This window comes from Streptomyces sp. NPDC087270 (assembly GCF_044744625.1).
In the GTDB taxonomy this organism is placed as follows: domain Bacteria; phylum Actinomycetota; class Actinomycetes; order Streptomycetales; family Streptomycetaceae; genus Actinacidiphila.
The window spans coordinates 83,497-109,265 of record NZ_JBIUYR010000026.1 but is presented as its reverse complement, the minus strand read 5'-3'; the positions used below and the strand labels follow the sequence as shown (position 1 = coordinate 109,265).

Annotated in this window: 22 protein-coding genes; 1 reads left to right on the top strand and 21 read right to left on the bottom strand. The window is 72.0% G+C overall.

Features of this window, described 5'->3' with window-relative positions; genetic code table 11:
* Positions 1 to 35: 35 nt before the first annotated feature.
* A complete protein-coding gene (locus ACIPAE_RS36295) occupies positions 36 to 1,187 on the bottom strand; it encodes a PP2C family protein-serine/threonine phosphatase (RefSeq protein ID WP_366413248.1) in 1,152 nt (383 codons plus the stop codon).
* A gap of 184 nt (positions 1,188 to 1,371) precedes the next feature.
* Between ACIPAE_RS36295 and ACIPAE_RS36290 the strand changes: the two genes are divergently transcribed.
* A complete protein-coding gene (locus tag ACIPAE_RS36290; RefSeq protein ID WP_329364661.1) occupies positions 1,372 to 1,542 on the top strand; it encodes a hydrophobic protein in 171 nt (56 codons plus the stop codon).
* A 322-nt stretch (positions 1,543 to 1,864) separates the two neighbouring features.
* On the opposite strand, the gene ACIPAE_RS36285 is transcribed toward ACIPAE_RS36290, so the two are convergent.
* The 20 genes from ACIPAE_RS36285 to ACIPAE_RS36190 form a co-directional block, all read right to left on the bottom strand.
* A complete protein-coding gene (locus ACIPAE_RS36285; protein WP_402451222.1) occupies positions 1,865 to 2,257 on the bottom strand; it encodes a hypothetical protein in 393 nt (130 codons plus the stop codon).
* A 238-nt stretch (positions 2,258 to 2,495) separates the two neighbouring features.
* Positions 2,496 to 3,350 carry a LysM peptidoglycan-binding domain-containing protein gene (locus ACIPAE_RS36280; RefSeq protein WP_329364658.1) on the bottom strand — a complete coding sequence of 285 codons (855 nt, stop codon included), beginning with the start codon at positions 3,348 to 3,350 and terminating at the stop codon, positions 2,496 to 2,498.
* A gap of 665 nt (positions 3,351 to 4,015) precedes the next feature.
* Positions 4,016 to 4,771, bottom strand: coding sequence for an amino acid ABC transporter ATP-binding protein (locus ACIPAE_RS36275; protein ID WP_366413262.1), 756 nt, complete (start codon positions 4,769 to 4,771; stop codon positions 4,016 to 4,018).
* 41 nt (positions 4,772 to 4,812) lie between these two features.
* Positions 4,813 to 5,787 (bottom strand): amino acid ABC transporter permease, encoded by a 975-nt coding sequence (locus tag ACIPAE_RS36270; RefSeq protein ID WP_329364656.1) that lies wholly within the window; start codon positions 5,785 to 5,787, stop codon positions 4,813 to 4,815.
* A 10-nt stretch (positions 5,788 to 5,797) separates the two neighbouring features.
* Positions 5,798 to 6,694 (bottom strand): transporter substrate-binding domain-containing protein, encoded by an 897-nt coding sequence (locus ACIPAE_RS36265; protein WP_329364654.1) that lies wholly within the window; start codon positions 6,692 to 6,694, stop codon positions 5,798 to 5,800.
* 55 nt (positions 6,695 to 6,749) lie between these two features.
* Positions 6,750 to 7,226 (bottom strand): DUF3830 family protein, encoded by a 477-nt coding sequence (locus ACIPAE_RS36260; protein ID WP_329364652.1) that lies wholly within the window; start codon positions 7,224 to 7,226, stop codon positions 6,750 to 6,752.
* 156 nt (positions 7,227 to 7,382) lie between these two features.
* The gene (locus ACIPAE_RS36255; protein ID WP_402451216.1) at positions 7,383 to 8,237 is read right to left on the bottom strand and encodes a gamma-glutamyl-gamma-aminobutyrate hydrolase family protein; all 855 of its coding nucleotides are present in this window, start codon (positions 8,235 to 8,237) and stop codon (positions 7,383 to 7,385) included.
* A complete protein-coding gene (locus tag ACIPAE_RS36250) occupies positions 8,234 to 9,733 on the bottom strand; it encodes an aldehyde dehydrogenase family protein (protein WP_402451214.1) in 1,500 nt (499 codons plus the stop codon). Before ACIPAE_RS36250 ends, ACIPAE_RS36255 begins: the two co-directional genes overlap by 4 nt.
* Positions 9,734 to 9,819: 86 nt before the next feature.
* Entirely contained in the window at positions 9,820 to 10,812 is a 993-nt protein-coding gene (locus tag ACIPAE_RS36245; protein ID WP_329364645.1) for an Lrp/AsnC family transcriptional regulator, read from the bottom strand.
* Positions 10,813 to 11,401: 589 nt separating this feature from the next.
* On the bottom strand, positions 11,402 to 15,436 hold the full coding sequence (locus ACIPAE_RS36240; RefSeq protein WP_402451212.1) for a glycoside hydrolase family 3 C-terminal domain-containing protein: 4,035 nt from the start codon (positions 15,434 to 15,436) through the stop codon (positions 11,402 to 11,404).
* A gap of 774 nt (positions 15,437 to 16,210) precedes the next feature.
* The gene (locus ACIPAE_RS36235; RefSeq protein WP_329364642.1) at positions 16,211 to 17,233 is read right to left on the bottom strand and encodes an LLM class flavin-dependent oxidoreductase; all 1,023 of its coding nucleotides are present in this window, start codon (positions 17,231 to 17,233) and stop codon (positions 16,211 to 16,213) included.
* A 73-nt stretch (positions 17,234 to 17,306) separates the two neighbouring features.
* Positions 17,307 to 18,026, bottom strand: a complete 720-nt coding sequence (locus tag ACIPAE_RS36230; protein ID WP_402451209.1) for a hypothetical protein — start codon at positions 18,024 to 18,026, stop codon at positions 17,307 to 17,309.
* Positions 18,027 to 18,248: 222 nt separating this feature from the next.
* The gene (locus ACIPAE_RS36225; RefSeq protein WP_402451207.1) at positions 18,249 to 19,784 is read right to left on the bottom strand and encodes a PstS family phosphate ABC transporter substrate-binding protein; all 1,536 of its coding nucleotides are present in this window, start codon (positions 19,782 to 19,784) and stop codon (positions 18,249 to 18,251) included.
* Between the two features lie 88 nt (positions 19,785 to 19,872).
* On the bottom strand, positions 19,873 to 20,751 hold the full coding sequence (locus ACIPAE_RS36220; RefSeq protein ID WP_402451205.1) for a hypothetical protein: 879 nt from the start codon (positions 20,749 to 20,751) through the stop codon (positions 19,873 to 19,875).
* A gap of 275 nt (positions 20,752 to 21,026) precedes the next feature.
* Entirely contained in the window at positions 21,027 to 21,308 is a 282-nt protein-coding gene (locus ACIPAE_RS36215; RefSeq protein ID WP_402451203.1) for a hypothetical protein, read from the bottom strand.
* A gap of 278 nt (positions 21,309 to 21,586) precedes the next feature.
* Entirely contained in the window at positions 21,587 to 21,904 is a 318-nt protein-coding gene (locus ACIPAE_RS36210) for a multidrug efflux SMR transporter (protein ID WP_329364632.1), read from the bottom strand.
* Between the two features lie 55 nt (positions 21,905 to 21,959).
* Positions 21,960 to 22,637 (bottom strand): HAD family phosphatase, encoded by a 678-nt coding sequence (locus ACIPAE_RS36205; protein WP_329364631.1) that lies wholly within the window; start codon positions 22,635 to 22,637, stop codon positions 21,960 to 21,962.
* A gap of 45 nt (positions 22,638 to 22,682) precedes the next feature.
* Positions 22,683 to 23,780: an ABC transporter ATP-binding protein gene (locus ACIPAE_RS36200; protein ID WP_402451200.1), complete on the bottom strand. Its 1,098-nt coding sequence runs from the start codon at positions 23,778 to 23,780 to the stop codon at positions 22,683 to 22,685.
* On the bottom strand, positions 23,777 to 24,745 hold the full coding sequence (locus ACIPAE_RS36195) for an ABC transporter permease (protein WP_402451198.1): 969 nt from the start codon (positions 24,743 to 24,745) through the stop codon (positions 23,777 to 23,779). Before ACIPAE_RS36195 ends, ACIPAE_RS36200 begins: the two co-directional genes overlap by 4 nt.
* Positions 24,733 to 25,764 carry an ABC transporter permease gene (locus tag ACIPAE_RS36190; protein WP_402451196.1) on the bottom strand — a complete coding sequence of 344 codons (1,032 nt, stop codon included), beginning with the start codon at positions 25,762 to 25,764 and terminating at the stop codon, positions 24,733 to 24,735. The genes ACIPAE_RS36195 and ACIPAE_RS36190 overlap by 13 nt, the downstream gene beginning before the upstream one ends.
* Positions 25,765 to 25,769 lie beyond the last annotated feature (5 nt).

Below are 25,769 nucleotides of genomic sequence, written 5' to 3'. Positions count from 1 at the left end.
CGCGGCAGGTCGTCGTACCGGGCCGGGGCCCCGCCTCACATGAGGTCGGCGCCGTGCGAGGCCCCCGCCCCCTGCCCTTGCACCGTACGGGTGATCGCGAGCAGGGCCGCGTCGTCGGAGAGGCGGCCGCCGGTGTGGTGGAGCAGGTCCTGGCGCAGGTGCCGCAGCAGGGCCTCCGGGGTCAGGGCCGGAGGGAAGGTCGCCACGCGTTCGACGAGCGGGTAGAAGATGCCCTGCCGGGAGCGGGCCTCGATCAGCCCGTCGGTGTAGAGCAGCAGCGTGTCGCCGTCGCCGTAGGAGATCTCGTCGGCGTGGACCCCGACGGCCGGCAGGAAGCCGGAGCCCAGCGGCGGCGAGGGGGCGGTGCAGTTGGTGGCGGTGACCTGGCCGTCGGAGCCGATCACGAGCGGGGCCGGGTGCCCGCAACTGGCCATCAGGACCGGACCGCCGTCGCCGTCGGGGAGTTCCAGCAGCAGCGCGGTGGTGAAGTGCTCGCCCGGGTCCTCCTGGCTGTCCGCGACCTCGTCCATGTCCAGGCTGACCCGTGCCTCCAGGGCCTCCGCGAGTTCGGGCAGCGTGTCGCAGAACCGGGCGGTCTCCCGGAAGGCGCCGAGCACGGCCGACGCCTCCGCGATGGCGGGCAGCCCCTTGCCGCGGACGTCCCCGATGATCACGCGGCTGGTCGCGGGGCGTCTGCGGGTGACGGCGAAGAGGTCGCCGCCGATCTGCGTGTCGTCCTCGGCGGCCAGGTAGAGCCAGGCGATCCGCAGCGGGCCGACGTACTGCGGCGGCGGCCGCAGCAGGACCCGCTGGGCGGTCTCGGAGACGAGTCTGACCCGGCTCAGCTGCCGGCCGCGCCGCTCGCGGATGTAGCTGAAGAAGACCAGGAGCACCGAGAGCACGATCAGCGCGACCAGCTGCCATGCGCGGGCCACCGTGCCCGAGCCCTGGGTCACGAAGGCCACGAACGCCTGCGCGCCCACGGCCACGACGGCGATCGCCGCCGTGCGCCACGGCCCCGCGAACGACGCGGTCAGCGCCGGCGCGACCACGAGCATGGGGCTGAGGAAGACGTCCCTCGGCGACACCGCGTCCGCGACGGTGATGAGGACCACCAGGGCGAGCGGGATGACGATCGCCAGCGGTGGCGTCCGTTCCGTCAGGTTGTCCAGCCGTCTGAGGTCCATACCGGAAATTTTATGATGTTTGCTCACCAAGAGGACGAACGGCGCCTTTTCCGGCCGACCCCCGGCGGGCGCGTGCCCGCAGTCCTGCTCGCGGGCCCGTCCGCGGCGGCGGAGCCATCCGGGGCAGGGGCCACCGCATGATCCCCCCGGGCAGGGGCAGGCGCTTCCTCGGAGGCTGATCGCCATGGGACCGTTGCTCGTCGTTCTTCTGCTCGTGCTGATCTTCTTCGGCGTGGGATTCGCCATCCACCTGCTGTGGTGGGTCGCTGTCGCGGCGCTTGTCGTGTGGCTGCTGGGATTCCTGCTGCGCGGCACCCACTCCAGCGGCAGCCGGAACCGCTGGTACCGCTGGTAGCGCCACCCACCCGACCGAACCGCCGGGCGCCACCCCACCCCCCAGGGGGCCGGGACGGCGCCCGCCTCGCGTTGCCCCGGCGCCCGCGGCGGCCGCGGGTACCGCCGACCGAGTGCCGGGCGGGGCGCGGTGGGCGCGGGGTGCCTCGCGCCGGCCGGCGTCCGTGAGGTGATGACGGCGGAAAGCGTCGGGCGATGCCGGCCCGGCGGCGATCGCACCTACCCCTGGCTGGGCCTGCGCGTCGGCGTGGTCGGCGACCTGAAGCCCTGCGCGCGCTGACCCCGGACGGCCCGGTCGTCCCAGGGCTGCGAGGGCGGTCGGGTCAGTTCGTCGGGCCGCAGGCGCTGTCGGTGCCGCGCTGGACGCAGACCGTCAGGAGGCGGCCGGGGCCGTCGTAGTACCAGGAGCTGTGGTGGTAGCCCGCGGTCGTGATCTGCTGGGACTCGATGACGTCGGCGCTGTTGCCGGCGTCGTCCTGAATCCAGGCGCGGCAGCCCTGGGAGTCGCCCTCGGTCTCCCACCGCATGTGGTCGTGGGCCGGGGAGCCTTGGAGCTGGATCTCCTGGACGACGGCGCAGCCCTGGAGGACGACCGGGGAGTTGCCCTCGAACCGCGCGGTGGCGGCGCCGGCGGACGTCGCGCCGGCGGCGAGCGCGGTGCCGGCCAGCGCCGTGGCGGTGGCCAGGTACGTCGTGATCCTCTGCCTGCGCGTCATGCCGTCCCCCTCCGGCCCGCCGGACGGTCCGGCCGGGCCCGGCAGCAGCGTAGCGCGGCGCGATCCCCGGTCAGAGGCTTCTCACCTGGTGCTTCGCGGAACCGCGGCGTCCGGTGCGCGGGCCGGGGGCGCCGGACGGGTGGCCCCGTGACGGCCCCGAAACGGCGCCGGCCCGCCGCCCGGTGAGGAGGGCGGCGGGTCGGGAGGCGCGGGCGGGGGACAGCGCCCCGCGAGCGGTTTAGTAAGGTCCGTTGACGTTGTCGATGGAGCCGTACACGTGGTACGCGTAGTTGCACGCGGCGACGATGTTCGCGACCGGGTCGTAGATGTCGTTCGAGGTGCCCGCGACGTGGTAGGCGTCGAACGTCGGCTGGATGGTCTGCAGCAGGCCCTTGGACGGGGTGCCCGCGGCCGCGTTGGAGTCCCAGTTGTTGATGGCGTTCGGGTTGCCCGAGGACTCCCGCATGATGTTGCGGTAGATGCCGTCGTAGCTGCCCGGGATGCCGTTCTGCTTCATGATCGCCAGCGCCTGGTTGATCCAGCCGTCCAGGTTGTCCGGGTAGGTCTGGGTCGCCGTGGTCGTGGTGGCCGACGCGTCGGACGCCGTGGTGGCGGTCGAGGTCGTGGCCGACGAGCTGCTCGCCGCCGACGGGGCCGCCTTCGCGGTGGTGGCCGAGGAGGACGCGGACGAGGTGGAGGAGGCGGACGCGCCGGACTTCGCCGGGGTGGCCTTGCCGGCCGGGACCTTGAGCGCCTGGCCCGGGTGGATGATGTACGGGCTGTGGATCTTGTTGGCCCACGCGATGGCGTGCCAGCCGCCCGGGGACTTGTGGGCGCGGGCGATGCCGATCAGGGTGTCGCCGGGCTTGACCGTGTACGTGGTGAACGAGTGGTGGCCCCGCCAGTGCGCGCCGTGCTTGGCGTGAGCGGTGCCCGCGGTGTGCGGCGCGTTCTTCGCGGCGGACGGCTCGGCGGCCTGGGCCGTACCGGCCAGCGTGGCGCAGGCTATCGCGGCGAAGGTGCCGGCGACGATGGCGCCCCGGGTGGAGACGAGACGCTTCTTCATCGAGTTGTTGTGGGCATGCTTGGGCATGATCTGCGGACCTCTTCACGATTGCTTGTTCAGTGGTGGTCGGCCCCCCTCGTCATTCCGACCCGCATTTCGTTTATCGATGCGCTGTGGCGAGCACATTGTTAGCAGCCGATAAAAGGGTCCACAATTGCCCTATGTGCTATGCCGCTTAGTAGACGGCCATGGTCTCTGCGGTTTTCTCCCCGGATAGCGGGGCGGTGGCGCCCGAGAATGCACTAACCGGCTTCGTAGGTGACGTGTGTCCTATGTCGTGCATCACGTCGGAGCGCCCGATGGGGAAACGCGACGTAAGGATGCGGGCGCGGAAAGTGCGGACGCTTTTCCTTCTTAACAATGGCTTAGACGTGCAAATTGCCCAAGGAGCGCTTATGTCATCGAATCGGACATAAGGAAGCGCGTGCGATCGGCTCGGCGGGTGATTTCGGGTGATTTGCCGACGTGGGGACGAACAGGCGCGCAGGCGCGGTGATGCGGCGACGTGGGCACGCGGTGATGCGGTGATGCGGTGATGCGGTGACGCATGGATACGGTGCACGCGGCGACGCATGGATACCGTGGCGCGGCGACGGGCGCGCAAAAGGAGGCCAGGGCGCCCTCTCGGCGTCCTGGCCTCCTGATCCGGCTCTGAGTTCTCCTGCCCCTTCGGGGACCTGCTGCGCCGCCCCTCAGAGCACCGTCGACAGGAATGCCCGGGTGCGTTCGTGCGCGGCGCCCGTCGGCGTCAGCCGCGCGGACGGGCCGGTCTCCACCACCCGCCCGTTCTCCATGAACACGAACCGGTCGCACACCTCCCGTGCGAAGCCGATCTCGTGGGTGACGATCAGCATCGTCATTCCGGAACTGGCCAGCGACCGGATGACGTCCAGCACGCCGGCGACGAGTTCGGGGTCCAGCGCCGAGGTCGGCTCGTCGAAGAGCAGGACCTGGGGGTCCATGGCGAGGGCGCGCGCGATGGCCACCCGCTGCTGCTGCCCGCCGGACAGCTCGGCGGGGTACGCGTCCGCCTTCTCCTTGAGCCCGACCAGGGCCAGCAGCTCCCGGGCCCGCCGGGTCGCCTCGGCCTTGCTGCGGCCGAGCACGCCGACCGGCGCCTCGATGATGTTCTGGAGGATGGTCATGTGGGAGAAGAGGTTGAACCCCTGGAAGACCATGCCGATGTTCCGGCGCTGCGCGGCCTCCAGGCGGTTCGGCAGCTCGCGGACGGCGGTGCCGTGCGGCCGGTAGCCGAGGAGCTCGCCGTCCAGCAGGACGGCTCCCTCGTCCGTCTTCTCCAGCATGTTCAGGCAGCGCAGGAACGAGCTCTTGCCCGCGCCCGAGGGCCCCAGCAGGCAGATGGTCTCGCCGCGCGCCACGTCCAGGCTCACGTGGTCCACGACGGTCAGGTCGCCGTACCGCTTGGTGATGTCCACCGCGCGCAGGATGGGGCCGCTGCCCGCGGTGGTCGCGGTGGTCTCTGTGGAGGTCACGGTTGGTCCACCTCGATTGCCTTGGGCCGGTTCGCGGACCGGCCGCGGGTGTTGCGCAGGGTCCGCTCCAGCAGGGTCTGGCCCACCGACATCACCGAGACGATGATCATGTACCAGAGGCTGGCGACGATGAGCAGCGGGATGACCTGGAAGTTGCTGTTGTAGATCTGCTGGACGGAGTAGAGCAGGTCCGGCACCGAGATGAAGGCCACCAGGGAGGTGGACTTCAGCAGGTTGATCGACTCGTTGGCGATCGGCGGCACCGCGGTCCGCAGGGCCTGCGGGAAGACGATCCGGCGCAGGGTGCGGATGTTCGACATGCCCAGCGCCGTCGCCGCTTCCCGCTGCCCGTTCGGTACGGCCAGGATCGCCGCGCGCAGCACCTCGGAGGTGTACGCCGCCTGCTGGAGCCCGAAGGCGACGATCGCCGCGGTGACCGGCTGCACCAGGTTCTTGGTGTCGACGTCGAAGAACTGGGGCCCGAACGGGACGCCGAGCCCCAGCGCGGGATAGATCAGCGAGAAGTTGTAGACCAGGATCAGCAGGACCAGCAGCGGCATCGAGCGGAAGAACCACACGTAGACGCCGGCCGCCCCGCGGAGCACGGAGTTGGCGGAGAGCCGCATGTTGGCGAGCACCGCGCCGAGGACGACCGCGATGGCGATGGAGGCGACGGTGATGATCACCGTCCGCTCCAGGCCCTCCAGGATCGAGTGGTCGAAGAAGTAGTCGCCGACGGTGCCCCAGGCCAGGTTCTTGTTGCGCGCGAGGCCCTGCAGCCAGAACGCGCACACGAGCACGACCACGACCGCGGCGACCTTGCGCGCGTAGTGGGGGTGCGGGGAGCGGGTCATCCCGGCGAAGGGGTGCGGGGGGAGCACGGCGGCTCCCCCCGCCGCGCGGTCGGCCGGGGGCGGCACGGTGTTCCCGGGGAGCGCGGTCCCCTGGGGCGATTTGCTGGTGTCGGCCATGGCCGGTTCCTCAGTTGGTCGGGTTCGGGGAGGGGTTGACGAGCGCCTTGGTCACGCCGGCCTTCTCGACGCCGTAACGCTCCAGGATCTTCTGGTACGACCCGTCCTTGATCAGCGCGTCGATGCCGTCGGCGACGGACTGGGCCATCCCGCTGCCCTTCTTGGTGGCCACGCCGATGTAGACCGACAGGTAGTGCGGGCCGCCGAGGGTGAACACGTCGCCGGACTGCTTGGCCACGTAGCCGAGGTTGGTGACGGTCGCGGTGGTGGCGTCCACCTGCTTGCTGCGCACCGCGAGGGTCGCGGCGCCCTGGTCGGCGAAGGTCTTGACGTCGATGGCGCCCTTGCCGGCCTTGACGCAGGTGGTGGACTGCTCCTTCAGCACCGGGATGGAGCTGGAGGCGGCGACCATGGAGATCTTCTTGCCGCACAGGTCGTCCATCGAGCCGCCGATCGCCGGGCTGCCCTTCAGCGACAGGAACTCGTAGTGGTCCTCCAGGAAGGCGACCTGGTCGAAGGACTTCTCGCGCTCGGCGGTGACGTCCGCGCCGAACGCGCCGAAGTACGTGCCGCGGTTCACGCCCAGCAGCGCGTTCTCGAAGGAGTCCTTCTTCTGCTGGACCTTCTTGCCGAACGGCCCGCTGAGCGCGTCCGCCAGGTCCACGTCCACGCCGACCGCCTTGCCCGACTCCAGCATCGCGTAGGGCGGGTAGCCGATGACCATGGGGGCGACCAGGTCGCCCTTGGCGCCGGCGGGCAGCTGCACGGAGGCGGTCGAGGTGCCGCTGCCGGCGGAGTCCTTCGGCGAGCTGCCGCCGTTGTCGGAGGAGGAGCCGGAACAGGCGGTCAGGACGCCGGCGGCGACCACCGCGGCGGTGCCGGCGAGGATGCTCTTTCTGATCTTCATGAGGGGCGCCGTACTTTCTCGCAGGGTGTGTGGCTTCGGGGCGGGGGCGTTCGTACTACGCGACGCGGCCGATGGTCAGCGACCGCACGCCGCTGACCCGGGTCTGCGCGCAGGCCGCGGCGAACTCCGCCAGCCCCTCGGTGATCGAGGCGAAGATGGTGCAGGGGGTCCAGCCCAGCGGGCCGAACACGCGGCCGCCCTTGCCGTAGAAGATGCCGACCTCCCACAGCTCGAAGTTCAGGCCGGACATCTGGCCGGGTTCCTGGAAGAACCAGATGAGGTCGCCGGCGCCGGGGATCACCTGCTGGTTCTCCGCGGGCAGGGCCCGGGGGTCGAAGGTGTGCGCCTGCTCGGGCAGGCCGAACATGATCTCCGGCCCGGCGTACATGGCGTGCATGACCTTCTCGGTCACGGGCTCCGCCAGGGCGTCCCAGATGGCCGCGCACGTCTCGGGTGCGTCGTCCGTGGCGAGGGTGGCCACGGCGCGGGTGCCGTCGTCGAACTGGAGGTAGATCCGGCGGTCGGTGCTCATGGGTTTCTCCGGAAGTGATGACCGTCGCCACACGTGCGAGCGGTGATAAGAACGATAGTTCGTCTTATTTCGGACAGGAACGGATTGTGAGGAGGCTCATGGTGTGCGCGGAAGCGCACGGTATGAGCGGGCTGGGGGCCGTCGGTGGACGGGGTGTCAGGCGGCGGAGCGGGTCCGCGCGGCGTACTCGCGGGCCGCGGCCACGAAGTCGTCGAAGAGGATGTCGGCGTGGTGCCGCTCACCGGGCGCCGTCATCTTTTCCGGGTGCCACTGGACGCCCCGGAAGTACCAGTCCGGCGTGCGGCTCTCCGCCGCCTCGATCACGCCGTCGGCGGCCCAGGCGACCGGGCGGAGCGCGGCGGCCATCCGGTCCAGGGCCTGGTGGTGGATGGAGTTGACCCGCGCGGGGTCGGGCAGGCAGTCGCGCAGCCAGGATGTGTCGGTGCGCACCTCGTGCCGCAGGTTCCGCAGTTCCCGCGCGCCGTGGACGGCCGGATGCGCCGCGGTGACCGGGAGGTCGGCCTTGAGGGTGCCGCCCAGGGCCACGTTGGCGATCTGAAGGCCGCGGCAGATGCCCAGCACGGGCATCCGGCGGCGGAGCGCGCCGCGGACCAGCGCGGTCTCCGTCGCGTCCCGCCCGGGGTCGAGGTCGCCGGCCGAGTCGGCCGAGTCGGCCGCGCCCGCGCCCGCCGCGCCCGCGGCACCTGCCGCGCCGTACGTCGCCGGATGGACGTCGCCGCCGCCGGACAGCAGCACCCCGGCCACCGTGTCCAGCACGACCTCGGCCTCCTCCGCGGTGAGGGTGGGGGTCAGTACCGGGACGCCGCCGGCCGCGCTCACCGCGTGGGCGTACTCGGTGCCGAGGGTGTAGAGGTCGGTGCCGTCCCCCAGGTACGTGTCCAGCGGGCGGCGCCAGCTCGTGACGGCGACCAGTACCGGGCGGTGCGTGGCGGGCACCGGGTCGTTGGCGGCGGGCGCGTGGCGGTGCGCGGCGGGCAGCGGGCTGGTCATCGGGGCTCCAGCTGGAACCAGGTGCTCTTCAGGTCGGTGTACTTGTCGATCGCGTGCGCGGACTTGTCGCGGCCGAAGCCGCTCGCCCCCGTACCGCCGAAGGGCATGGCCATGGAACCCTCCTCGTAGCAGTTCACCCAGACCGATCCGGCCTTCAGCCGCCGCGCCACCGTGTGGGCGGTGGACAGGTCACGGGTCCACAGCCCGGCGGCCAGGCCGTACGGTGTCGCGTTGGCCAGCCGGACCGCCTCGTCGGTGCTGTCGACCACGAGCACCGACAGCACCGGGCCGAACACCTCCTCCTGGGCGATGGACATCTTCTCGGTGACCCCGGTGAGCACCACGGGCGCGAGGTAGCTGCCGCGCACCAGCGCCTCGCTGGGCACGAAGCGCTCCGCGGTTCCGGCGGCGAGCGTCGCGCCGTCGCGCAGCGCGCCGCGGACGTGCCCGAGCACGCGCGCCAGGTGCGCCTCGCTCACCAGCGCGCCCGACGGAGCGTCGGCGTCCAGCGGGTCGGCCGGCCGCATCCGCCGCGCCTCCTCCACCGCGGCCGCGATCGCCTCGTCCGCGACGTCCCGGTGGACGATCATGCGCGAGGAGGCGCTGCACATCTGGCCCTGGTTGTAGAAGCAGGCCCAGGCGGTGGTGCGCCCGGCCTTCGCGACGTCGGCGTCCGGGAGGATCACGCTGGCGGACTTGCCGCCCAGTTCGGGCCAGACCCGCTTGCCGTTGGACTCGGCGGCGTAGCCGAGGAAGCGGCGGCCGACCGCGACGGACCCGGTGAAGGCGAGCACGTCGACGTCGGGGTGGCGGCCGAGCGCTTCGCCGGCCTCCGGGCCGAACCCGGGAAGGACGTTGAGCACGCCCGCGGGGAGCCCCGCCGCCAGGGCGAGTTCGCCGAGCCGCAGCGCCGAGAAGGAGGTCTGCTCGGCGGGCTTGAGGACCACGCTGTTGCCCGCCAGCAGGGCCGGCCCGAGCTTCCACGCGGTCATCGTGAGCGGGAAGTTCCAGGGCACGACCGCCGCGACCACGCCGGCCGGCTCGCGGGTGACCAGGGCGAGCGCGTCGCCCGGCGAGGCCGGGTTCTCGTCCGCGAGCTTGTCGGAGAGCTGGCCGTACCAGCGCAGGCAGCCGGCGACGGCGGCGAGTTCGACGTCGAGCGCCTCGCGGACCGGCTTGCCCATCTCGATCGCGATGCGCAGCGCCAGTTCCTCGGCGTGGGCGGCGACCGTGTCGGCGAAGCGGATGAGGATCTCGCCGCGCCGGGCGGCCGGCAGCCGCGACCAGCGGCCGTCCTCGAAGGCCAGCCGGGCGGCGCGGACGGCCTGGTCCACGTCCGTCCGGTCGGCCGCGGCCAGGAGCCCGACGACGCTGCCGTCGCGCGGGCTGACCACGGTGATCTCCCGCTCCCCGTGTGGCTGGACCCGCCGGCCGTCCACCAGGTGGCCGGCCGACCAGTCGAGCCCTGCGGCAAGAGCCGCGTCGTGAAGCCGCATCGATCTCTCCTCGTTCTGGATGAGGAGAGATTATGCCTAGTCGGCTATTTCGGCAATGGTTTCTTTCTGGTTCCGACAGATGAGGCTCACTCGTGTCTCATGTTCGCCATCTGCATCGGGCCGCGTCGCAGTGCCTCCAGGACCACCGAGGAGCGGGCCACGGTGACCGAGCCGAGGGAGCCGATGGCCCCGGTGAGGAAGGAGTAGAGCGCGGCCGGGTCGGAGACCAGGCAGTCCACGAGGATCTGCGAGGAGCCGGTGCAGGCGACGCAGAAACGGACCTCCGGGCGGCAGCCCAGCGCGGCGCCGGCCGCCTCCACCTGGTCCGGCGGCACGCTCAGCCAGATCAGCGCCTCCACCCGCAGGTCGTGCACGGCCGAGGAGAGCTCGGTCCGTACGTGCAGCGCGCCCGCGCCGAACAGCGCCTCCAGGCGGCGCCGGGCGGTGGGCGCGGAGATGTCCGCCGCCTTGGCCAGCGAGATCACGGTCGCGCGGCCGTCCTCGGCGAGCGCGGCGACCAGCGCCTCGTCCTCCTGGGTCAGCTGCACCGGCCCCGACGCGGTCGCGCCGCGCGCCGGGGTGTCCGCGCGCAGCGTCTGCACCACCGGCGCGGGCAGCACGCCCACGCTCCAGTCGTAACCGGACCGGAAGTAGCGCAGCACCGTGCTGGCCTCCACCGAGACCACGCCGTCTATCGCCGGCAGCTCGGCCAGCAGCAGCCGGGAGCTGTCCTGGCGGGTGCGCGGCAGCAGCATGCACACCACGTCGCCGGACCCCTCGACCACCGAGACCGACGAGGCGTCCGGGCGGCGCGCGAGCTCCTCGCCGACCTGGAGCGCGACCCCGGTGCGGGTCGACAGCCGCAGCACCAGGGGATGCGCCTCGCCGACGATCGTGGTGTCCAGATACGTCGAGACCTGCACCAGTCCGGCGTCCAGCAGCCGCTGCCCCCGCCGCTGCACCGTCCGCTCCGACAACCCGAGCGCCCGGGCGATCGCCCCCCAGGTCGCGCGCCCGTTGACCTGCAGGGCGTACGCGATCATCCGATCGGGCTCGGTCAGCTCCTCTGCTGCGTTCATAGCCCAGAACACTAGATCAGCCCCCGGCCCCCGCTCACCCGTCGCCCCCGACGGCGGGCGCCCCCTGCCCCGGTGGTCGCGCGGACCCCGTCGCGCCCCCCGCGCGGCCGGCCGTCACCTCTCCCGCTCGGCGCCCCCGCGCTTCTCCGCTTCGTACGACGTCCACGCACCCTGGTGGTCCGCGCACCGCGACGAGCCCTCCATCGCCGGACGTTGGCATCTCCGCCCGCGCAACGTCCGCATATGGCATATCAGTTGGCGTTCTCCCACGATCACTCCTCGACGAGGTCATCCACGGCACTCGCATGCGCTCCCCACGATCGCAGCGAACCCCCCACCCCGGGCAGTCGTGCGCCCGGTGGTGAAGAGAGCACACCGAGCGCACCCGCCCACCCCCGAACTCGCTTACCGAATAGGCAAGTTGGGCCGCAGCGCCGATCGGGCGGACCCGCCGGACGGGCGCAAGGGCACGGCCACCTGGCGCGCTTCGGGTCCCTTGGAGCGGATCGAAGCGTGGCAGGTGGCCGTGGTGGGTGTCAGGTGGAACCGTGCTCCCCGCACGAGGGGGTCGTGCGGGGAGCGGGTGCGATCAGCTCGCGGGCATCAGTTGGGCCATGTTGAAGCCGGCCACGTCCTTGCTGGAGCCGATGCCGTCGCCCCACTGGTCGTAGCCCTTGCGCACCCCGTTGTCCTTGTCGTTGTCGTCCAACGCGAAGGAGAACACGGTGTTGTCGGTCGGCTGGACCGAGCTGACGTCGCTCCACGGGAGCGCCATCTCGTAGAGCGTGGTGTGGGTCGCCTCGTCCCTGGTCACGGTGACGGTCGCGTCGGTGACCTGTCCGCTGCCCTCGGTCGGTGCGGTCCAGCGGTAGAGCTGGGGGCCGGCCGAGGTGAGGGCGGCGCCGTACTCGTAGTGCCCGTTGGCGGAGGCGGTGCTCTCCGTGGCCGAGGCACCCGGCACGCCCGAGGTCGCCGCGAACTGCAGGGAGTCGCCCTGCCAGATGTCCGCTCCGGTCGCGGGCTGCGACTGGACGTCATCGGTGAGGTTCGCCGTGATGTAGAGGTTGTCGGAGTCCCAGTCGAGCCACACCTTGCCCGACAGGTCGGAGTCGCCGCCGTACGGCTGCGAGCCGTCCAGCGTCACCCACTTCCCGTCCGCGGTCGCGGACATGTCCACCGCGGGGCCGTCCTTGACCTGGTCGAGCGTCCACGACTTGCCGAGGCTCTTGTTGACCACCGGCAGGAAGGAGACATGCCCGGACAGGGCTTCCGAGGGCAGGTCGCCGGCGATGACGCTGGTCACCGTGAAGGACGAGCCCTTGCCGAAGGTGACGCCCGTCACCGGCACGTCGACCGTGGCCGACTCCTGGGGCGCGATGGTCGCGCTGACCGGCTGGGTGCCCGACGCGCTGCCGAGCTTCCAGTTGACCCCGGTCACCGTGGTCGGGGTGTCCGACGGGTTCTTCAGCACGACCTGGAACTTCCCGGCCGGCGGGTTGGTCCCGGTCACCACCGGGGTGACCTGCTCGGGCGTGGCACCCGAGGTCACCGTGACCGCGCTGACCGCGGCCTCGGAGTAGGCACCGGCACCGCCGGTGAACTCCGCCGACGCGTCCAACTCCGCCTTGGTGCCCGGGCTCGCGGACGCCGGCACCGTGACGCTCCAGGTGGCCGTCACCTTCTGACCGGGCGCCACGTTCGACAGCGACACCGGAGAGGTCGCCTTCACCGTCCAGCCGCTCGGCGAGTCGAGACCCAGCGAGAGTTTGCGGACGGCCTGCGCGCTGGTGTTGGCGAACGTCGCGGTCGCGGTGATCGTGGTGTTCGGCTTCACCACGGCCGCCGACTGCAGAGCGAACGGGTTCTGCACCACGATCGGGGTGCTGCCGGTCACGCCGTTCACCGTCACGTCGATCGTCGCGGCGCCGGGCGCCCGCATGGTGACCACACCACGCGCGCTGACCGTGGCGACCCGCGGGTCACTGCTGCGGTAGGTGACATGAGCGTGCGACAGGTCGGCGAGCGACTGGTCGTTGTCGGCCGCTTCGACGATGTGGTCCGCCGGCGCGTGCTTCTGCTCCAGCGAGGGATTCGTGTCCGCCGCCTTCATCGGGTTGGTGCCGGTCAGGTCCAGCGTGCCGCCGGGCTGGAAGAGCACCTCGTCCGGCTGGACCGTCACGGACCGCACCTTCGGCGTGATGGCGCCGTGCACCCGCACCGTGCCGGAGCCCGCCACGGTGGCGGAGTCGGGCCCGACGCGGAACTGGTAGGAGCCGTTGCGGACGACCTGCTTCAGCGCGCTCTCGTCCCACTGGCTGAGGTCGGCGGCCTTGACGGACAGGTTGACGTGCTGGGTGTGCCCCGGCGCGAGCACCGCCGTCTTCTTGAAGCCGACCAGCTGCTCCTTCGGCGACTGGCTGCCGGACGCCGCGGACTGCGGCGCCGCGTAGAGCTGGGCGACCGTCGCGCCCGCGGTCGTACCGGTGTTGGTGACGTCGAAGCCCACCTTCACCGTGCCGTCCGCGGAGACCGAACCGGGTCCGACCTTGACGCCGGAGTACTTGAACTGCGAGTAGGACAGGCCGTATCCGAACGGGTAGGTCGGCTTGCCGGTGAAGTACATGTACGTACGGCCGAGCCCGTCGGTCTCGGACGGGGAGAGCCCGTAGTTGTCGACCGACGGCAGCTGGGAGTCGTCGGCGTACCAGGTGAAGTCCAGGTGGCCGGACGGGTTCTGCTGCCCGAAGAGCACCTGCGCGAGCGCGGTGCCCTGGCTCTCGCCGTTGTAGCCGCTGAACACGATGGCCGGGAAGTCCTTCTGGGCCTGCTGGATGTCGTACGGGCCGTCGGCCTGCATGACCAGCGCCGTACGCGGGTTGCCGAGGGCGGCGACCTGGCTGATCAGCGAGTCGTAGTTGCCGGGCAGGGCCATCGTGGAGCGGTCCGTGCCCTCGTCGGCCACGCCCATGTCCGAGCCGACGTCCACGACCACCAGGTCCGCCTTCTTGATCGCGGACTGCGTGCCGGCCGAGCACGCCGCGGGCGTGGTGGCGCCCGTCGAGGTGCCGCAGGCGTCGTAGGTGACGGTCGCCGACGGGTTGGCCGCCTTGACCGCCGCGGTGATGCCCTGCACGGCGTCGACCCTGAGCGTCGGCTGGCCGGAGTAGCCGCCCAGCGTCGTGGTGTTCGCCAGGTTGCCGACGATCACGATGTTGTTCAGCTTCTTCGGGTTCGCCGGCAGCAGCGGGGCCGAGGTGCCGGAGACCTTGTCGTTCTGCAGCAGCACGAGGTCCTGGGCCGCGACCTTCTCGGCCAGCGCCTGGTGCGCGGGCGATTCGATCTGGTCCTTGGTGATCTTGGTGTAGGCGACCTTGCTCGCCGGGTCGAACTCGCCGGTCTGCATCCGGACGGTGAACAGCTTCGTCAGCGCGCTGTCGACCACGCCGGGCGTCAGCAGCCCGATCGAGATCGCCGCGTCGATGTTCTGCGTGTTCATCTCCCCGCCGGCGCAGTTCAGCTGGGTGCCGGCGCGCAGCGCGAACGCCTGCCCGCCCGCCGCCGCGGGGACCTGCTTGCCGGTCGCGGTGTTCGTCCAGGTGGTGCCGTTGGTCGTCCAGCCGGGCGGGGCCCAGTTGTGGCCGCCGGAGGAGTAGACGTCGCTGATCGCCCCGCAGTCGGAGGTGGTGTACCCGCCGAACCCGTAGGTGGCCTGGAGCAGTTGGTCCACCGTGTAGGTGTCCGCCGGCGCCGGCGTGCCGTTCACCGCGTTGTACGAGGTCATCACACCGGAGACGTGCGCGTTCTGCACCAGGCTGGCGAACTGCTTGGTGTAGTAGTCCCTGATGTTCGCGTCGGTGGTGTTCGCGCTCTGGGTGTGCCGGCTGTTCTCGTCGTTGTTGAGCGCGTAGTGCTTGGCGGTCGCGGCGACCTTCAGGTACGGGGTCTGCGCCTTGCCGGTGAGGGTCTGGCCCTGGTAGCCGTTGACGAACGCGTCGGCCATCGTGGACGCCAGATAGGTGTCCTCGCCGAACGACTCGTTGGTCCGCCCCCATCGTGGGTCACGGTCCATGTTCACCGTCGGCGCCCAGAAGGTGAGGTCGCCGTAGTCCGACGCGGACGGGCCGATGTTGTTCTGGCCCTTCCCCCACAGCGACTTGTCGAGGAAGCCGCGCACCTCGTCCGAGATCGCGGTGGTCTCCTGGTACGTCAACTCCGGGTCCCACGACATCGTGGATGCGAAGTTCACCGGGAAGCTGGTCGCCGTGACGTCCAGCTCACCCTGACCGCCGGCCTGGGTGTCGGCGCCGAGCCGGTTGATGCCGTGCTGGCCCTCGCTCCAGTACGTGTACTGCTGGACCCCGAGCCGGGGGATGGCCGGCGCGTTGTTGGTCTGCAGCTGCGCGACCTTCTCGGCCTCCGTCATCCGCGACACCAGGTCCGCGGCCCGCTCGGCGAAGGTGTAGTGCGTGTTCAGGTAGATCGGCTGCGTCGAGTCCGCGGCGGACAGCGCCGCGGACTGCGGACTCGCCTGCGCCACCGCCGGCACCCCGGCGACCACGCTCACCGCCAACGCGGCGGTCAGCACTCGTCGTCCAACTGCTGATCTGAGTCTTCGGGAGCGCATGGTTGTCTCCTTCACGTCATACCCCGCTGGGGCACAGGTTCATGGGGGAGCAGGCCGGCACCGTTTGACGGTGGCATGCGCGGAGTGCGCGGATTGCGTAGGTATGACAACGATGTCTCCTTCGCGTACGACGCACCGTGCATCGCGGCTGCCTGCCGGGCTGACGAAATCTCGCTGACACACTGTTCAGCTTGGTATGAGCAGAAGTCAAGACTTCCTTCAGGACTCCCACGGAACCCGCACGATGCGTCAGATAGGCGCTTTGGCAAGGAGATCGGGCGGTTGGGCGGGGCCGGCGCGGGTAGCGGCGAGCGGGGTTGAATATGCCTAAAAGCGGTCGTCAGCCCAGGTCGGGGCCGGGTCCGGGCGACTTCGCGCCCTGGTGCGCGGGTGGTGCCCGGTGGGCCCGCGCCGGTCGGCTCGATCCTGACCAACGGGCGCGTTCCGGAGCGGCCTCGGCGGGTGGCGTGCGAGGATATTTCTGACTGAAGTCGACGGAAGTCGCTGTCGGAGCGGCCGTTCGACGCGTGCGGTGGCCGGACCGGTGGCGCGGAGTATTGCGGCTTGTCAGGCGGAACGGCGGGGCGGCGGCCCGGGCGGGCCGGTCGTATACGGCGCCGGCGCGGTGACGGTCCTTTCGCGGCGGCGGCCCCGAAAACGGGTGCGGCCCAGCCGGGGTGAGCGGCTGGGCCGGGGGATGGCCTGGTGGTGGCCTGCGGTTCGGGTGGGGGCGGCCGGCTGCGGGTCAGGGCGGCCCGGGCCCGGGTGGGCGGGTCAGCGCCAGCCGAGCTCCGGGGCCACGTGGGTCAGGATGCTCTCCAGCACATGTGCGTTGTACTCCACCCCGAGCTGGTTCGGGACGGTCAGCAGCAGGGTGTCCGCGGCCTGGATCGCCTCGTCCTCCCGGAGCTGCTTGACCAGCGCGTCCGGCTCGGCGGCGTACGACCGGCCGAAGATCGCCCTGGTCGTGTCGTCGATCATGCCGACCTGGTCGCGCGACTCGCGGTCCTGGCCGAAATAGGCCCGGTCCAGGTCGTTGGTCAGGGCGAAGATGCTGCGGCTGACCGACACCCGCGGGGTGCGCTGGTGGCCGGCCGCTCGGAACGCCTCGCGGTACGCCTCGATCTGCTTGCGCTGCTGGACGTGCAGCGGCTCGCCCGTCTCGTCGTCCTTCAGGGTGGAACTCTGCAGGTTCATCCCGAGCTGCCCGGCCCACACGGCGGTCGCGTTCGAGCCCGAACCCCACCAGATCCGCTCGCGCAGCCCCTCGCTGTGCGGCTCGACCCGCAGCAGTCCGGGCGGGTTGGGGAACATCGGGCGCGGGTTCGGCTGCGCGAAGCCGTCGCCCTCGATCACCTTGAGGAACGCCTCGGTGTGCCGGCGGGCCATGTCCGCGGCGCTCTCGCCCTCGGCGGGGGCGTAACCGAAGTAGCGCCAGCCGTCGATCACCTGCTCCGGTGACCCGCGGCTGATGCCGAGCTGGAGCCGGCCGCCGGAGATGAGGTCGGCGGCGCCGGCCTCCTCGGCCATGTACAGCGGGTTCTCGTACCGCATGTCGATCACACCGGTGCCGATCTCGATCTTCGAGGTCCGCGCGCCGATGGCCGACAGCAGCGGGAAGGGGCTGCCCGCCTGCCGCGCGAAGTGGTGCACCCGGAAGTACGCGCCGTCCGCGCCGAGCTCTTCCGCGGCGACCGCGAGATCGATCGACTGATGCAGGAAGTCGGCGGCGGTACGCGTCTCGGAGTGCGGGTTCGGCGACCAGTGTCCGAAGGAGAGGAATCCGATCTTCTTCACCTACTGGACAGCGTTCGGCGGCCCTGATTGATTCCCCGGGCCGGCCGAAACGCTCAGGTCACGGTGCCGGCGGTCACGCGTGGGCGCTGATGATGCCGCCGTCGCTGAGCACGATGTAGATGCCGTTGGCGTCGAGCCCGACGTCGTGCTGGTTCGTCTCCACCGTGGCGTCCACTTCGCCCTCGTTGCCGAGGATCTGCGCGCGGTAGCGCAGCTCGCCGATCTTCGTGACCTTGGCGGTCCAGCCGCCCGCGAGCTTGAACGTGCCCGGGCCCTGCTTCCCGCCGCCCATCCAGGAGTGGAGGGTGCCGTCCAGCGAGAGCTCGATGAACATGTCGTTGGCGTCCAGCCCGGCGTCGTGGCCGTGGGTCTCCAGCGTGACGAAGAGCTCGCCGTTGTGGACGACCTTGGCGAGGTAGTGCTCGTCGCCGAGCTTGTAGATCTCGGCCTTGCTGCCGTCCACCAGGGTCTGGGTGTGGATCGGCTTCGCCGTCCTGGTCGCGGCGGCGGGCACGGCGGGTGCGACGGCCGGAGCGGTGGTGGCCGCGGGCGCGGGCGCGGTGGTGGGCGCGGCCGCGTTCGGGGCGGGCGCGTTCCCGGCGCCGGCCGGGCTGCTCGGGGGAGTCGCCGGGGTCGCCGGGCTCGCCGGGTTCGAGGGAGCCGCGGAACCGGTGGTGGACGCCTTGGCACCGTTCGCCGGCCCGCTCGCGGCGGAGTGGGAAGAGCCGCACGCGGTGAGGAGCAGAGCGGCGGAACCCAGGGCGACGGTGGCGAGTGCGGTACGGCGGATCATGGTTTCCCCTAGCGATGAGCTGGTCACTTGCATCGGCTGACACTCATGAGGACAGCGAGGCGCCTGCGGGGGTTTCCGCTGTGCGCCGCCTGTGACGGGACGGTGACCGCTGTCATACGACGGAGACGAACGTCACGCCGCGCCCCGGCAGTTCCGCGCTGCGCCGTCGCGTGCGCCGGTCCGCTCCGCGCTACGTCGCCGCTTACGCCGGTCCGCTCCGCGCTACGTTGTCGCGCCGGCGGCGGGCTCCTGACAGCGCTTCAGTCCTTCCGGCGTGTAGCAGGGGAGGTGGCCGCCGGCGGTCAGCAGGTCCTGGCCGGCGCCGCGGAGCGTGAAGTCCAGGAAACCGGCGGCGAGCGAGTCCGCGGGCGGCAGGCCGTAGGTGTACGCGTACTCGATCTCGGTGAACGGGTAGCTGGAGTCGGCCACGGCCTGCGGCGTGGGCGCGTGCCCGTCGATGGTCAGGGTGCGCACTCCCGCGGAGGTGGTGGCGGCGCCCAGTTCGCTGTAGCCGATGGCGCCCGGCAGGCGGGCGACGGTCCGGAGGACCTCGCCGGTGCTGTCGAGTTCGCAGCGGATCACCTTGTCGGAGGGGGAGTTCCTGTGCCGGCAGTCGCGTGAGGTGAAGGCCGGCTCGCCCCGGCCGCCGAGTATGCGGCGGCGGAAGATGTCCCGGGTGCCCGAGTCGGCGCTGCGGCTGACGAGGAGGACGGGCAGGTCGGGGCCGCCGAGCTGGTCCCAGTTGGTGATGTCGCCGCGGTAGATCGCCCGGATCTGGCCGGTGGTCAGATTCCTGACCGGCACGTCGTCGTCGACCACGAGCGCGAAGGCGATGACGGCGACGCGGTGGTCCCGCAGGTTCGGGTAACCGCCGTCCGGCGCGGGGCCGTCGGACATGGCGATCACGGCCGGCGCGGCGCCCTTGCCGGCCGCATCGCCCTCCTCCGACAACTGGCGCACGCCCTGCTCGCTGCCCTGCGCGGCCACCGTGACCGTGGAGTGCGGGCACTCGGACTGGTACTCGTGCGCGATCCGGTCCATGGCGGGGGCGAACGCCGTGGAACCGGTGACCGTGAGGTGCCCGGTCGCGCAGCCCATCGGCAGCGGGGTGTCCTTGCCCACGATGATGATGCCCGCCAGTACGGTGACGCAGACGGTCAGCATGAGGGTGATCAGGCGGCTGGGCCGGCTGAACAGCGGCGGCTTCTCGTCCATCGGGACCGAGCGGTTGGGCTTCACCCGGCCGCCCGCGATCCCGCCGGTGATCTCGACCCTGGAGCGGACCGGACCGCCGGTGAGCCGGATCAGCAACTTGTAGTGCTCACCGGGGTTGAGCGGCACGCGCGGCAGGAAGACCTTGTTCCCCTGGTGGCGTACGCCCGTCGCGTCCGCGGACAGCCTGAAGTGCTCGATCAGGCCGCTGGGATCGGGCTGGGTGACCGCGGCGCTCTGCACGTGCCGGCCGGCGAACCGGACGGTGAGGCCCGGCTGTTCGTCGCGGTCGGTGTAGTCGCTCTGCCGGATGTCCTCCGCGCCGTCGTTCTCGATGCGCAGCAGGACCAGCGTGGCGTCGGGCATCCGGGGCAGCGCGTTGAACAGTTCGTTGTCGCTGTCGACCGCTATGTCCATCTGCACGCGGTAGCCGATGCTCTTGCCGCGGACCAGGCGTTCGTACCAGACCACGCCGATCGACACCCCGACGCCGATCAGCGCGGTGACCAGCGCCACGATGTTGTCGGCGCTCAAGTAGTCGCCCATGGTCGGCTCGTCCCCCCGTGACGGCAGTGCTGGTGTACGGCGTCGGCCCGCGCCGGCGGTGGGCCGGCGCGGGCCCAGGCGGGCGAGGTCAGCCCGCCGGCTGGTAGTGCTGGAGGTAGAGGAAGATCGACTTCCAGCCGGACCCCACGTTCAGGACGTGCAGTTGGCCGCCGCTCGGGCCGAGGTCCAGCGCCGCGATGCCCTCGACCTCGTCGTCGGGCTGGACGTCCTGCGAGAAGGCGCGGGTGACCGCACCGGTCGACGGGTCGATCCCGTACACCGCCTTGTCGCCGTCGCCGTCCACCGAGGCGTAGAGCACGCCGTTCAGCATGGCCGCGCCCTGGATTCGGCTGAGCGGCCGCGACAGCCGGACGGTCCGGGCGACCGGCAGCGCCGCCCCGGCCGGCAGGGACAGCAGGTCGGCGAGCCGGTAGGCGACCAACTCGTCGGTGCCCAGGGCCGCGTCCTGGTTCCACGCCGCGGTGTAGACGAGCCCGGCCGCCGCGTCGACGGCCACCCACGGCACGCCGCCGGGCAGCAGCGCCAGCGGCAACTGGACGTATCGCCCGGTCCAGCTCAGGTCGCCGGTGTTGTACAGCGCCAGCAGCGGGTGCTGGTAGTCGCTGCCGTCCTCCAGCGGGGCGATCACGTATCCGCCGTAGACGTCGATGTCACCGATGTGGTCGGAGCCGTAGGGGCCGCTCAACGCGGCGGGGATCGCCAGGGCGTTGGAGGCGGTCTCCTGGTTCCCGCTGACGGTCGCCTTGTCCAGGCTGTAGGTGCCCGAGTAGTAGAAGTACGTGCCGTCGGTCGCGATGCCCTGCCCGCGCTCCAGCGCGGTGATCCCGGTCCAGGTGGAGTAGTCCGGGAGTCTGGTCCATGTGGTCGCGTACGCCGCTTGCGGCAGCAGCAGCGCCATCGCGGCGGCGACCGCCGCGGCCGCACCTCCCGCATACCGGAGTTTCATCAGCTCGGACCTCCAAGTCGCCCTGTGACACGTCCTGTTGCTCGCCGGCGCCATTCATTTCAGCAGCGCGCGGGTGAGCGGCGCACCGGTCGCAGATGAACTCTGACCGACGGGAGCGGGGCGGCGGGCGGAGGGAGCGGGCGGAGGGAGCGGGAGGAGTGGGCGGGGCGCGAGGCGTACCGGGCCGCTCCGCGTCATGGAGCCGCCCGCATACGAGGCCGCTCGGCGAGCGGCGACGTACGCGGGCGGCCGTGGAGGTGGCGGCCCCGGGGCGGTCAGCGCGCGGCGGCGAGGCCCTTCCGGAGCTCCTCGACGTTCATCACCGGCTGGATCTCGATCCGCGCGCCGAGTTCCTCGAAGAGCGGCTCGACGATGCCGGGCAGCTGCGAGCTGTCCTGCATGTCGAAGACGAAGAGGGAGCACCGCTCGCCCTCGCGGGCGAAGAAGTAGGCCGCCTCGGGCTTGAGTTGCTCCGCCAGCGACTGCATGAGCTTTTCCATGGCGCCGTTCTTGATCGCCTTGTTGGCGACCTGGGTGTCCATTCGGGCACTCAGCATGACCCTCATCGCACGGGCTCCTTCCGCTCGCCGTGACCGGCGCGGTTCGGCCCCGCGCTCATCGGTACCGGGGTGACGTCCCGCTCATCGTCGCCACGGCCCCCGGGCGCGGCAACATCTCACCCGCCATTCGGGCCGGAGGCGGGGCCGGGCAGGCCGGAGGCCGGATCGAACGCGCACGCGGGCATGCGGGGGGTCGGGCCGGGGGTGCGTTCGCGCCCGACGCCCACGCCCGACGCCTACGCCCGACGCTCAGGCGCGACGCTCACGCCCGACGTTCACGCGCGGTGGACGTTCAGCACCACGACGCCGGCGATGATCAAGGCGATGCCCGTCCACTGGGGCCACCCCAGCGCCTCGTTGAAGGCCGCTGCTCCGATGGCCGCCACCGCCGCGGTGCCGGCCCCCGACCAGACGGCGTAGGCGACGGACACCGGTATCCGGGTCAGTGCCCGCCCCAGCAGGACGAACGAGACCACGTAGCCGATCACCACGCCGACGGTGGGCAGCAACCGCGTGTAGCCGTCGGTGAGTTTCAGGCAGCTGGTGGCGCAGACCTCGCAGGCGATGGCGAGGGCGAGCAGCAGGTAGGGCAACGTGACTCCCGGGGAGCTGGTCGGGCCCGGCGGCGGGCGGCGGGTGCGGCGGGGATCAGACCCCGGCGGCGTCGAGCGAGGAGAGCAGCGCCAGGTCGACCTCCTCCAGACTCCCGACCACCAGGACGCCGGCCCCCGGCGCGAGCGGCACCGTGGACGGTACCGCCACCACCCGGCAGCCGGCCGCCCGCGCGGAGGCCAGGCCGGGCGGGCTGTCCTCCACCGCGACGCAGGTCCGGGGCGGCACCCCGAGCCGGGCCGCCGCGGCGAGATACGGTCCCGGGTCGGGCTTGGGGCGGGCGGTGTCCTCGGCCGCCACGGTCAGCGCGAACCAGTCCGCCCCCAGCGTCCGCAGCACCAGGTCGACCACCCGCCGGGGGGACGCCGTGACCAGGGCGGCGGGCACCGCGGCGTCCCGCAGTTCCGCCAGCAGCCGCAGCGCGCCCGGCCGCGGCCGTACGTCGCCGGCCACGCGTGCGGCGAAGGCGTCGTCGAGTTCCGCGGCGATCCTCGCCTCGGTGACGGCCGGCCCGACGACGCGGTGGAGGTACCCGGCGGTGTGCCCGACCGGGCGGCCGACCACCTCCGGCAGGTCGGCGTCGGTCAACCGGTACCCGAGCCGGTCGGCGATCTCGGTGACGGCCCGCCACCACAGGTGCTCGGTGTCGACGAGGGTGCCGTCCATGTCGAACAGGACGGCGGCGGGACGGAGCCGGACGGTACGGGAGTGCACGAATGCCCTTCCTGGAGGGGGAGTTCGGAGTCGGCCGGGAGCGGGTCAGGCGGCCCGGCGGTCCACCAGCACGGGACGCTCGGGCAGGGTGAGCGCGGCCGGCGAGCCCAGCGGCAAGGCGGCGGCGCTCTCGGTGGGCACGTCGGCCTTGACCTCGGTGCCGTCCGGGAGGCGCACGGTGACCCGGGTGACCGCGCCGAGGAAGGAGGCGGCGACCACCAGCGCGGCCCCGCGCGGATCGGCGCTGACCCGCACGGCCTCGGGCCGTACCAGGGCGTCCAGTTCGCCGTCGGAGGGCAGCTCGCCCTGCACCGGCAGCCGTGCGCCCAGCACCTCGACCTGCGGGCCGCCGCCGGCCCTGGCCGCGGGGATGCGGCTCATGGTGCCGACGAACTCCGCGACGAACGCGGTGGCCGGGCGGGCGTACAACTCCGCGGGGGACGCGACCTGTTCGAGCCGCCCGGCGCGCAGGACGGCCACCCGGTCGGCCATCGACAGCGCCTCCTCCTGGTCGTGGGTGACGAACAACGTGGTGATCCCCAGGTCGAGTTGGAGCCGGCGGATCTCCTCGCGCAGCGCCAGCCGGACCTTGGCGTCGAGAGCGGACAGCGGCTCGTCCAGCAGCAGTACGCGCGGTTCCAGCGCCAGCGCGCGGGCCAGCGCGACCCGCTGCTGCTGCCCGCCGGACAGCTGGTGCGGGTAGCGCCCCGCGAGGTCGGCCAGGCCCACCAGGTCCAGCAACTCACCTGCCCGGTGGCGCTGTTCGGCCTTGCCGGCGCCCCGCATCCGCAGCCCGAAGGCGACGTTCCCGGCGGCGGTCAGGTGCGGGAAGAGGCTGTAGGACTGGAACACCATGCCCGCGCCGCGCCGATGGGCGGGCACGCCGGTGATGTCCTCGCCGTCGACGAGCACGTCGCCGGCGTCCGGATGCTCGAAACCGGCCACCATGCGCAGCGCGGTGGTCTTGCCGCAGCCGGACGGGCCGAGCAGCGCCAGCAGTTCGCCCGGCCCGGCGGACAGGTCCAGCCCGTCCAGCGCCACCGTGCTCCCGAACGTACGGCGCAGGCCGCGGAGTTCGACGGTGGCGCCGCCGGTTCCCGGCGCGTGCGCGGCGGCCTGGGCGGCCGCGGTGGTGGCGGTCATGAGTTCTCCTCGGCGGTGGGCGTCGGTGCGGTGCGGGCGCCGCGGGGGCCGCGATCGCTCCGCTTGCTGCGGGAGGTACGGGTGCCGCGGCTGCCGGCGGAGGTACGGGCCGATCGGCCGCGCCCGGCGGCGGCGAGCACCAGCAGCAGCACCCAGGTGAGGACCAGGCTGAGCACCGAGACCGACACCGACATCTGCGCGTTGCTGCCGCCGAGGGAGACGATCCACACCGCGAACGGCCGGAAGCCGAGGATCGAGGCGACGGTGTACTCGCCCAGCACCAGGGCCAGCGTGAGGAAGCAGGTGTTCAGCAGGGCGCCGCGCAGGTTCGGCAGCACCACCTGGAGGACGGCGCGCGGCCAGTTCGCCCCGCAGTTGCGGGCGGCCTCGACCAGGGTGGTGAGGTCGACCGCGCGCAGCCCGGCGTCCAGCGTCCGGTACGCCAGCGGCAGGGCCATCAGTACGTAGGCGAGCAGCAGGACCACCGGAAAGCCGGGGTTCTGCACGGCGTTGAAGGTCTGGAAGAGCGGGGTGTCGGCGAAGTCGTCGGGACCCCACTGCAACACCGAGCTGATGCCCGCCGTCAGCGCCACCGCGGGCACCACCAGCGGCAGCGAGCAGAGCACCTCCACCAGCACCCGCAGCCGGGGAGCGGTCAGGCGCACGGCGATCAGCGCGGGCACGAGCAGCAGCAGGGTCACCGCGGTGGTGGCCGCGGCCAGCTCCAGGGTCAGCCGCAGGCTGCTCCCGAAGCCCTCGGCGCCGAGTATCCCGCGGTAGGAGCCGAAGGTCAGGCCCTGGCCGGGGACGTCCACGGTGAAGAGCACCGAGAAGACCATGGGGCCGAGGAAGTACAGCGCGGCGACGAGGCCGACGACCCCGCGCCACAGCCGGGGCCGGCGGCGGCCGCCGGGTGCCCGCGCGGGCCGGGCGGCGCCGGTGGCCGGCGGGGTCAGTGCAGCCATCGTGCGCTCCTGCGCTGGAGGGGGATGTACAGGGCCATCACCGCGCCCGCGATCACGATCATGTCCAGGCTCAGCGCCAGGGCCACGTTGCCCTGCCCGGCCAGCACGTTGCCGGACAGCGCGTTGGCGATCTGCAGGGTGATCAGCGGCACGGAACTGCCGACGATCGCGGCCGCGGTGGCGTAGGCGGCGAAGGCGCTGCCGAAGAGCAGGACGAAGCCGCCCGTCAGGGAGGGGGCGAGGACCGGCAGGGCGACGTGCAGCCAGTACTGGCGGCTGGTGGCGCCGCTGTTCTGTGCCGCCTCGCGCCACTGGGCCCGCAGGCCGTCCAGCGCGGGGGTGATGGTGAGCACCATCAGCGGCACGAGGAAGTACAGGTAGACGACGCTCAGCCCGGTGAAGGAGTACAGGCTCCAGCCGTGCCCGCCCAGGTTCAGGGCGCGGGTCAGCTCGCCGGAGTTGCCGAGGGTGGCGACGAAGGCGAAGGCGAGCGGCACGCCGCCGAAGTTGGCCAGCACGCCGGAGGCGGCGAGCACGCCTTCCCGCAGCGCGCGGAAGCGCGACGTCACGACGGCGTGCGCGAGCGGCAGGCCGGCCAGCACGCCGACGGCCGCGGTCAGGGCGGAGAGCTTGACGCTGCCCCACAGCGCGGTGAGGTAGGCGCCGTGCACCGACTGGCTGAGGTTGTCCGTGGTCCAGTGCCGGCCGCCGGGCGTGCCGGCCGACGTCCTGAAGGCGTTGGTGACGATCGCGAAGGCCGGCAGCCCGAAGACCACCAGGACGAAGACGATCAGCGGCAGGACGGCGAGCCATCCGGCGGCGCGCGGCCGGCGGCGGGGGCCGGCCTTCCGGGAGGTCTCCTTGCGGGAGGCGGCCTTGCGGAAAGTGGCCTTGCCGAAAGTGGCCTTGCGGGAGGCGGCCTTGCGGGGGGTGGGGGCGGCAGCGGTCCCGGCGCCGCCGGCCTCCTGAGCGGAGGAGCCGGCGGCGGGGGACGGCGTCGCGGCGCGAGCCGTGGTCATGGTGC